Raw genomic sequence first — 9,515 nt, forward strand, 5'->3', positions numbered from 1 at the left:
TGATCGGCAAAATCATTAAGAACACAAAAGTGATCATTATCGCGTAATTTTCGTGATCAAAGCTTAATGAGAATAAGCGATCAAAGTTAATGCCATTGGGTGATCAAAGCTGGTGAGAATATGCAAGCAAGCTCAACGCCTACGGGTGTTAAATTTTACTCTGATGTTTAATTAATTACTTGTAGACAAGTGGCTTGCCACCGCGTTTTAAAATGTGTTGTGGTGTTTTGCGTCAGCAAGCTTAACGCCTACGGGTGTTAAAGTTTATCTCGGTGTTAAATTTTACTCTGATGTTTAATTAATTACTTGTAGGCGAGTGGCTTGCCACCGCGTTTCAAAATGTGGTGTGGTGTTTGTGCGTCAGCAAGCTTAACGCCTACGGGTGTTAAAGTTTATCTCGGTGTTAAATTTTACTCTGATGTTTAATTAATTACTTGTAGGCGAGTGGCTTGCCACCGCGTTTTGAAATGTAGTGTTTTTGCGTCAGCAAGCTTAACGCCTATGGGTGTTAAAGTTTGTCTCGGTGTTAAATTTACTTTGATGTCTAATTAATTGCTTGTAGGTGTGGTTTTATGCCGCGCTTTTGTATTTAGATGTTAGATGGAGCTAGTCTCTGCCTTTAACCTATATCTTTCATTGCTCGGTGGTGAACTTAAAATTGCGAGTGATAAACCCTCGCTTACAAACTTTGTTACATATTAAAAGCGCTTGTTTTGGTTCATCGGTTTATTGTTGCACTGAACAAGTTTAATATGGAAATAGCGAATATTCTATCGAAGTACTTTATTTGAGTGGTGAATATTTAAACGATAACTAACAAATGAGATAGTCATGAAAAAAGTAACTCTAACTGCGGCAAGTATTGCACTTGCTTTGGGATTAGTCGGTTGTGGCGAAAAACAAGAATCAACAAAAGCGCCTGAGGCCACGGTGGTTAGCGCACCAGTAGAGCAGTTAAATTCAGGTATTGAATTAGCAAATATAGATAAGTCGGTCCGTGCACAGGATGATTTTTATTATCACATTAATGGTCAATGGTTGGCGACGACTGAGATCCCTGGCGATAAATCAAATTACGGTTCATTCTCACAATTGTATGACGACTCTCAAGCCGCAATGAAAACAGTGCTTGAACAAGCGGCTGCTAATACAGCTGCTAAAGCCGGAACTGATGAATATAAGCTAGGTGCGTTCTTTAAGAGTTACATGAATGAAGCCAAGCGTGATGAATTAGGTATAACACCGCTAAATGGTCCGTTAACTGCTATTGATGGTGTTAAAAATAAGTCTGATTTAGTTACACTTATGGCGCAAATACGTATTCAAGGTGGCGCGGTGCCATTTGGTTGGTATGTAAATAATGACGCTAAGAACTCGAGTGAAAATGCATTATATGCGTATCAATCAGGCCTTGGCTTACCTGATCGTGATTATTACTTAAAAGACGACGAAAAGTTCACTAAAATTCGTGCCGCGTACCAAGTTTACATTGCTGACGTTCTAAAACGCGCAGGTGTAGAAAAAGCCGATGAAGCTGCTAAAGCAATTATTGCACTTGAAACCAGTATTGCTGATGCACAGTGGACGCGTGTTGAAAGTCGTGATGCTACAAAGTCTTATAACAAAATGAGCGTAAGTGATGCAAGTAAGCTAACTGGTGAGTTTGACCTTGCTGAATACTTCAAAGCGTCTGGTGTAAATGTACAAGATATTATCGTCAGTCAGCCTAGCTACTTTGAAAAGTTTGCCGATATTTATAAAGCAACAGACCTTGAAACGTGGCAACAATACCTTAAATTTCATTTAGTAAGTAACTACGCAGGTATATTAGATAAAGATCTGGTTGATTTAAACTTTAACTTTTACAGCACCACATTACGCGGCGTAAAAGAGCAAACTCCGCTTTGGAAACAAGCCGTTGATGCATCAAATGAAGTGTTAGGTGAAATTTTAGGAAAAGTGTACGTTAAAGACAATTTCCCGCCAGAAGCAAAAGCGCGCATGGAAGAGTTAGTTGATAACGTGATCAAAGGCTATGGCGTTGCGATTGAAAATCTTGAGTGGATGAGCCCTGAAACCAAGCTTGCTGCGAAAGAAAAGCTCGACAAATTTACCCCAAAAATTGGCTACCCAGATAACTGGAAAGACTATTCACAGTTAAGCATTAATGCGGATGATTTAGTTGGTAACTATATTCGCCATAGTGAATGGGCTTATGCCGATATGATTGACAAGCTAGGTAAGCCAGTGGATCGTTCTGAATGGCATATGACACCACAAACAGTAAATGCTTACTATAACCCGGTGAATAACGAAATTGTATTTCCTGCGGCAATTTTACAACCACCATTTTTTAACTTAGAAGCTGATGATGCGGTTAACTACGGTGCAATTGGTGCGGTAATTGGTCACGAGTTAGGGCATGGTTTTGATGACCAAGGTGCTAAGTATGATGGTGATGGTAATTTACGTGATTGGTGGAGCGAGTCAGACCTTAAACAGTTTGAAGAGCGCACTGGTCAGTTAGTTGCACAGTATAACGAGTATCAACCATTTGCAGATGCCAGTGTTAATGGTCAATTGACCTTAGGTGAGAATATTGGCGATTTAGGTGGCCTAACGGTTGCTTTCACTGCTTATCAGCTATCGCTAGGTGGCGATAAAGCGCCAGTCATTGATGGTTATACCGGTGATCAGCGCTTCTTTATGGGTTGGTCGCAAATTTGGCGTCGTAAATACCGTGACGAAGAGCTACGTAACCGCCTAATGACAGATCCGCATTCACCAAGCCATTACCGCGTGATCGGTATCTTGTCGAATATGCCTGAGTTTTATCAAGCGTTTGACGTAAAAGAAGGCGATAAAATGTATATTAAACCTGCTGACCGGGTAAAAATTTGGTAATCAAATTTTAAATGGTTTGCTGATAAAACGGTGGCTGAGGCCGCCGTTTTTTTTTGAGGGGGAGTAAAAGGTTAAAGATCAAGGATAAAGGGGCTAGGTGCTAGGGAAGTGACTAGGAGCGCGTTGCTCGAAGCCCATGGCATTTACCCTCATTGTCTTCTCTTTGTGCGTCAGCAAGCTTAACGCCTACGGGTGTTAAATTTTACTCTGATGTTTAATTAATTACTTGTAGACAAGTGGCTTGCCACCGCGTTTTAAAATGTGTTGTGGTGTTTTGCGTCAGCAAGCTTAACGCCTACGGGTGTTAAATTTTACTCTGGTGTCTAATTAATTACTTACTTGTAGGCGAGTGGCTTGCCACCGCGTTTCAAAATGTGGCGTGGTGTTGGTGCGTCAGCAAGCTCAACGCCTACTGTGTTAAAGTTTACTTTGATGTTTAATTAATTACTTGTAGGCGAGTGGCTTGCCACCGCGTTTTAAATGTGGCTCGGTGTTGGTGCGTCAGCAAGCTCAACGCCTACGGTGTTAAATTTTACTTTGGTGTTTAATTAATTACTTGTAGGCGAGTGGCTTGCCACCGCATTTTAAATGTGGAACGGTGTTTGTGCGTCAGCAAGCTTAACGCCTACGGGTGTTAAATTTTACTTTGATGTTTTAATTAATTACTTGTAGGCGAGTGGCTTGCCACCGCGTTTTAAATGTGGTGTGGAGTTTGTGCGTCAGCAAGCTTAACGCCTACGGTGTTAAAGTTTATCTCGGTGTTAAATTCACTTTGATGTTTAATTAATTACTTGTAGGCGAGTGGCTTGCCACCGCGTTTTGAAATGTGCTCTGGTGTTTTTGCGTCAGCAAGCTTAACGCCTACTAGGGAAGTGACTAGGTGCTAGGCTAGAACCTATCCCCTAAAACCTAGCTCCTATAGCTAGATCTGGCGGTTGAAACTGGTAAACTCAGCTTTATTAAACGTTAAAGCTGATTAAAAATGAAAAAACATCATCTAAGTTTAGTTGTCCTCGCGGGTGGCTTGGGCTCTCGTTTTGGTGGCAATAAACAAATCGCTGAGATTGCTGGGTTGGGTTGTACCATTATGGAGTTGAGTATTGCTGATGCTGTTGCCGCAGGAGTAACTCAGGTTGTATTAGTGATCAATCAGGCTGTGCGCAGCGAGATTGAGCAAGTGATTTTACCGCGCTTACCAATGGGGATTGATGTTGTGTTGGTTGAACAACGCATTGATTTAGTGCCAGAACAATTCCAATTACTTGCACAACAGCGAAGTAAGCCTTGGGGCACCGGGCATGCTTTATTATGCGCTAAAGATCATGTTCATAACCCCGCGATCGTCATCACAGCCGATGATTATTATGGCGCGTCGTCATTTTTATTACTCGCAGATCATTTTAAAAACCTGACTAGTTGGGCTATGGTGGGTTACCCTATTATTGATACTTTGTCAGAGCAAGGAGGGGTGAATAGAGGCGTATGCCAAGTTAAAAATAACCAATTAATTGATGTTGTTGAGTATTTAAATATTCAGCACGAGAACGGTCAAATAATGGGTGACAATCCGCAGGGGCTCCGTGAGAAAATTGCCGTGGATGCGTTGGCATCAATGAGTTTTTGGGCAATTACGCCAACATTTTTTGACCGCCTAGAAGCAGGCTTTGACGAGTTTCTGCAAAAGTATGACAACGGTGTCAAAATGGAGTATTATTTACCCGATCAAGTTCAACAAGCGATCACATCTAATCAACAAATAGTTACCATATATAGCGCAAAAGAGTCGTGGTATGGAGTGACTTATAAATCAGAATTACAGGATGTTACAGGTAAATTATATGAATTACGTCACGGATGAACTAGCCCCGATCTTGCCTTTTCCCGGGCACAACAATAGTGAAGTAAGTATGAAGTCAAATTCCATTGCGGTTTACTTGTCTGAGAGTTTTGGTCTTGGTAGTGAAAAAATCAGCATGAAGCCAATTGGTAGTGGTCACATAAATAGCACTATGCTATTAACTGCACCAAAAAAATCATTAGTTGTTCAAAAACTAAATACCGAGGTTTTTCCTGAACCAGATATGTTAGTTAAAAATGCTCGTTTAATTGAACGTCATTTAACTAAAAAACGTCAATTAGGCGAGTATGATTTAGCAATCATCCGCCATGTTCCTACAGTTGAAAATAACTATTTAGTTGATTGTGATAACGGTGTTTGGCGCGCACTCGAATTTATTGGCGGCAGTTATAGTGAAGATGTAGTTTTAAATACTTCACAAGCGCAAACTGCAGCCAATGCATTTGGTCAATTTGCTGTTGCTTTAGAAGATTTTGATGCCAAGCAACTACATCATGTTATTCCTGATTTTCATAATTTAGCGATGCGCGCTGAAAAGCTCAAAGCTGTGGTTGCAAAAGATCCACAGCAGCGCTTAGCCAGCTGCCAAGCTGACGTTGATTTTTGTTTCGCGCAATTTGGCTTAATTGATGAGCTTAAAGCATTGACGGGCATTGTACCGGTTCGACCATGTCATAATGATACTAAAATTAATAATATGCTGTTTTGTAATATATCAAATGATGCCAAAGCGGTGATTGATTTAGACACCTGTATGCCTGGTTATTGGTTATATGATTTTGGTGATATGGTGCGTACTTTTTGCTCTCCTGAACAAGAAGATTCAACGGATTTAGCTAATGTATGTGTGCGTGAAGAGATTTTTGCAGCGGTAGTCAAAGGTTATGTAGAGCCTTTGAAAGACTTGATTACCGAACAAGAAAAACAAAGCTTTTGGTTAGGCACTAAAGTAATGACCTTTATGATTGGCCTACGTTTTTTAACTGATTACATTGACGGTGATCATTATTTTTCAATCAAGCATGCTAACCATAACTTAGAACGTGCGCAAAATCAGTTTGCTTTATATCGTGATATTCTCGCAAAAAAAACCACGCTTAAAGCTATTTTAAGAGATGTGTGATTTTTTCAGTTAAAGGGCTAGGTTGTAGGTTTTAGGGGGAAGTGAAATATCTTCTCACTAACACTCATTCACTTCTCTTTGTACAAAAATAGTTTTCGTAGGAGCCGGCTTTAGCCGCGAACGAAAGATTTAAAAGATTCATTCACAAATAGGTTAAGAGGCGCGTTTAAAATTGCGCGAGGTAAACTCCTGCCTACGGGTTGGCATTGGTGCTTGGGTTGTCGTAGGCGCGGCTTTACGCCGCGCGGTTTATAAAATTCATGGCTAAAGCCATTTCCTACATCGTCGATTGAGATTGGTTAAATACCAAGAGTTAGGGTTAATTCTAACCCCTTCCTATGCTATCCATCCCCATCTGCTTTACCTCCCAAGCTGTTTTAGGTAAGTTAAAACTAGATTAGTTCTAGGATAATAATAATGAAGCAGTTTAATCGTCGAGATTTTTTAAAAGCCGCGAGTGCTACGGCAGCGGCTAGTGTGATTTCAGGATGTGCCACGGGTACTCAAAGTGGCGTTATTACTCCCCCAGCGCAAGGGCGCTCTGTAATTGGCCTTGTCGCGCCAAAAATGGATGTAGTACGGGTTGGGTTTATAGGCTTAGGGCAGCGTGGTTTTGGCCACGTAAAGCGTATGAGTCATATTGCTGGTACAGAAATTAAAGCAATATGTGATACCCATGACGAAGTATTACAGCGTTCAGCTAACTACCTCACTGACAAAGGGTTGACTAAGCCTGCACTTTATACTGGTGCTGATAATGCCTATCAAGCAATGCTTAATCGCGATGATATTGATATTGTGATTATTTCTACGCCATGGTCGTGGCATGCACCGATGGCAATCGATACCATGAATAGTGGCAAGCATGCTTTTGTTGAAGTGCCATTAGCATTGACGGTTGAAGAAATGTGGCAACTAGTTGATACCGCTGAGCGCACGCAAAAGAACTGTATGATGATGGAAAATGTCAACTATGGTCGTGATGAGTTAATGGTATTGAATATGGTTCGCCAAGGCGTGTTTGGTGAGCTGCTACATGGTGAGGCGGCGTATATTCATGAATTACGTTGGCAAATGAAAGAAGTGGAGCATAAAACTGGTTCTTGGCGTACCGCTTGGCATGCAAAACGAAACGGTAATTTGTATCCAACGCACGGTTTAGGCCCTGTGTCACAATATATGAATATTAATCGCGGCGATCGGTTTGATTTTTTAACCTCGATGAGTTCGCCGGCACTGGGCCGTAGCGCCTATGCAAAGAAAGAATTTCCAGCCGATCATCAACGTAATCAGCTTAATTATATTGCTGGCGATATGAATACCACGCTTATCAAAACAGTAAAAGGGCGCAGTATTATGGTTCAACATGATACCACCACGCCACGTCCATACTCGCGCCATAATTTAATTCAAGGCACTAACGGTGTGTTTGCTGGTTTTCCAAATCGTATTGCGCTGGAAGATGGTGGTTCGAAGAGCTTCCATGAGTGGGATTATGAAATGGCTGATTGGTATAAAAAATACGACCACCCACTGTGGACCAAAATGGGCGAAGAGGCAGAGCGTAACGGCGGCCATGGCGGCATGGACTTCTTAATGTTCTGGCGGATGATTTATTGTTTACGTAATGGTGAGGCGCTTGATCAAGATGTTTACGACGGCGCTGCTTGGTCTGTTATATCGCCGCTGTCGGCACAGTCAGTTAGTAATCGTAGTGCGTCAATTGATATTCCCGATTTTACCCGTGGTGCATGGCAAAGCGCCAAACCGTTAGGAATAGTTGGTTAAATGCTAAGAGCTGCGCGAGGCAAACTCGCGCATATTGTGTTTTTGCGTCAGCAAGCTTAACGCCTACGGGTGTTAAAGTTTATCTCGGTGTTAAATTTACTTTGATGTTTAATTAATTACCTGTAGGCGAGTGGCTTGCCACCGCGTTTTTAAATGTGGCGTGGTGTTTGTGCGTCAGCAAGCTCAACGCCTACGGTGTTAAATTTTACTTTGATGCTTAATTAATTACTTGTAGGCGAGTGGCTTGCCACCGCGTTTTAAATGTGGCTCGGAGTTTGTGCGTCAGCAAGCTCAACGCCTACGGTGTTAAAGTTTATCTCGGTGTTAAATTTACTTTGATGTTTAGTTAATTACTTGTAGGCGAGTGGCTTGCCACCGCGTTTTAAATGTGCTCTGGTGTTTGTGCGTCAGCAAGCTTAACGCCTACGGGTGTTAAAGTTTATCTCGGTGTTAAATCACTTGTAGGCGAGTGGCTTGCCACCGCGTTTTAAATGTGCTCTGGTGTTTGTGCGTCAGCAAGCTTAACGCCTACGGTGTTAAGGTTTACTTTGATGTCTAATTAATCACTTGTAGGCTAGTGGCTTGCCACCGCGTTTTAAATGTGGCTCGGAGTTTGTGCGTCAGCAAGCATAACGCCTACGGGTGTTAAAGTTTATCTCGGTGTTAAATTTACTTTGATGTTTATTACTTACTTGTAGGCGAGTGGCTTGCCACCGCGTTTTAAATGTGGAGTGGTGTTGGTGCGTCAGCAAGCTTAACGCCTACGGTGCTAAAGTTTATCTCGGTGTTAAATTTACTTTGATGTTTATTACTTACTTGTAGGCGAGTGGCTTGCCACCGCGTTTTAAATGTGGCGTGGTATTTGTGCGTCAGCAAGCTCAACGCCTACGGTGTTAAATTTTACTTTGATGCTTAATTAATTACTTGTAGGCGAGTGGCTTGCCACCGCGTTTTAAATGTGGCGTGGTGTTGGTGCGTCAGCAAGCTCAACGCCTACTGTGTTTTAATTTGCTGCGAGGGAGGCGTTACTGCTTACTAAACGGTAACTGCCTATAAATAGCGGGTGTTTTTACCCAGACTGAATATAGGCAATTCATTACTACATTACATGTAGCTTATCGCATGATACTTTCTTTAAGATATTGAAATAGCTCTTTATAGCCTTTAGCTGGCTTTTCAATTTTTACTTCTTTTGCCGCATTACGCACCAATTGACGTAACTTTTGACGATCAATAGTCGGGTATTGCTCAATGGTTTGATTAACTAAATCATCACCTTGGGCAATTAAATCATCGCGTAATTGCTCAATCTTTTTAATCATCACTTCGGCTTGATTATTTTTATTCAACATAATGTCGATAATAGCGTTGATCTCTTCGATATTCTCAACGGTACGCAAAGTTTTTGCGATGTAATTTAAGTGACGACGATATGCATCACTTTTGTTACTGATTTTGTCTGCAACAACCATTGCCGCTTTTAAATCGTCATTTAAGGGTAAGCGCTCGCGCTGTTTTTTCCCCATTTTGGCAATTTCAGCACCTAACTGATGAAACTCTTGCGCTTCGCGCTTTAGCTCACTTTTTGATATATAGATAATTTCTTCTTCAATTTCAGCAGGCTTGCCTTTTTTCTTCGCCATGGGGTACTCATATGATAACGTTAACTGCAGTCATTATACCCAAACCACCTCAAGATGCGAGCGTCGTTGGAGTTAAAAGCGATTTAGGCAAGGCATTGATTGCAAGTAATAGTGGTTCTATTGTTAAAATCAATAACGCAGTATAAATCGCTTTTAAACCAACCCGTTGGGCGTTTCACAGGCACTTACTCTCATCGTT

General features: G+C 41.5%; 6 protein-coding genes. 5 read left to right on the top strand and 1 reads right to left on the bottom strand.

The genetic code is table 11. From position 1 onward, the window contains the following. Positions 1-831 precede the first annotated feature (831 nt). The 4 genes from H5154_RS21865 (at position 832) to H5154_RS21880 (ending at position 7,673) form a co-directional block, all read left to right on the top strand. Positions 832-2,904 (top strand): M13 family metallopeptidase, encoded by a 2,073-nt coding sequence (locus tag H5154_RS21865; protein ID WP_182719610.1) that lies wholly within the window; start codon positions 832-834, stop codon positions 2,902-2,904. Positions 2,905-3,886: 982 nt separating this feature from the next. Further along, positions 3,887-4,762 carry an NTP transferase domain-containing protein gene (locus H5154_RS21870; RefSeq protein WP_182719611.1) on the top strand — a complete coding sequence of 292 codons (876 nt, stop codon included), beginning with the start codon at positions 3,887-3,889 and terminating at the stop codon, positions 4,760-4,762. Positions 4,763-4,811: 49 nt separating this feature from the next. After that, a complete protein-coding gene (locus tag H5154_RS21875; RefSeq protein WP_182719613.1) occupies positions 4,812-5,885 on the top strand; it encodes a phosphotransferase enzyme family protein in 1,074 nt (357 codons plus the stop codon). A 417-nt stretch (positions 5,886-6,302) separates the two neighbouring features. After that, entirely contained in the window at positions 6,303-7,673 is a 1,371-nt protein-coding gene (locus tag H5154_RS21880; protein ID WP_182719612.1) for a Gfo/Idh/MocA family protein, read from the top strand. A gap of 1,115 nt (positions 7,674-8,788) precedes the next feature. Here H5154_RS21880 and yjgA read toward each other — a convergent pair. Further along, positions 8,789-9,316, bottom strand: coding sequence for a ribosome biogenesis factor YjgA (yjgA, locus tag H5154_RS21885; protein WP_145236713.1), 528 nt, complete (start codon positions 9,314-9,316; stop codon positions 8,789-8,791). Positions 9,317-9,327: 11 nt separating this feature from the next. Between yjgA and H5154_RS23870 the strand changes: the two genes are divergently transcribed. Then, positions 9,328-9,462: a hypothetical protein gene (locus tag H5154_RS23870; RefSeq protein ID WP_259398338.1), complete on the top strand. Its 135-nt coding sequence runs from the start codon at positions 9,328-9,330 to the stop codon at positions 9,460-9,462. The last annotated feature ends 53 nt before the right edge of the window (positions 9,463-9,515 follow it).

It is taken from the genome of Pseudoalteromonas sp. SR44-5, assembly GCF_014163675.1.
Taxonomy (GTDB): Bacteria; Pseudomonadota; Gammaproteobacteria; order Enterobacterales; family Alteromonadaceae; genus Pseudoalteromonas; species Pseudoalteromonas rhizosphaerae.

Excerpts from the sequence above, each read along its gene's own strand:
- H5154_RS21865 (WP_182719610.1), top strand. The coding sequence starts at position 832 with ATGAAAAAAGTAACTCTAACTGCGGCAAGTATTGCACTTGCTTTGGGA.
- yjgA (WP_145236713.1), bottom strand. The coding sequence starts at position 9,316 with ATGGCGAAGAAAAAAGGCAAGCCTGCTGAAATTGAAGAAGAAATTATC.
- H5154_RS21870 (WP_182719611.1), top strand. The coding sequence starts at position 3,887 with ATGAAAAAACATCATCTAAGTTTAGTTGTCCTCGCGGGTGGCTTGGGC.
- H5154_RS21880 (WP_182719612.1), top strand. The coding sequence starts at position 6,303 with ATGAAGCAGTTTAATCGTCGAGATTTTTTAAAAGCCGCGAGTGCTACG.
- H5154_RS23870 (WP_259398338.1), top strand. The coding sequence starts at position 9,328 with ATGATAACGTTAACTGCAGTCATTATACCCAAACCACCTCAAGATGCG.
- H5154_RS21875 (WP_182719613.1), top strand. The coding sequence starts at position 4,812 with ATGAAGTCAAATTCCATTGCGGTTTACTTGTCTGAGAGTTTTGGTCTT.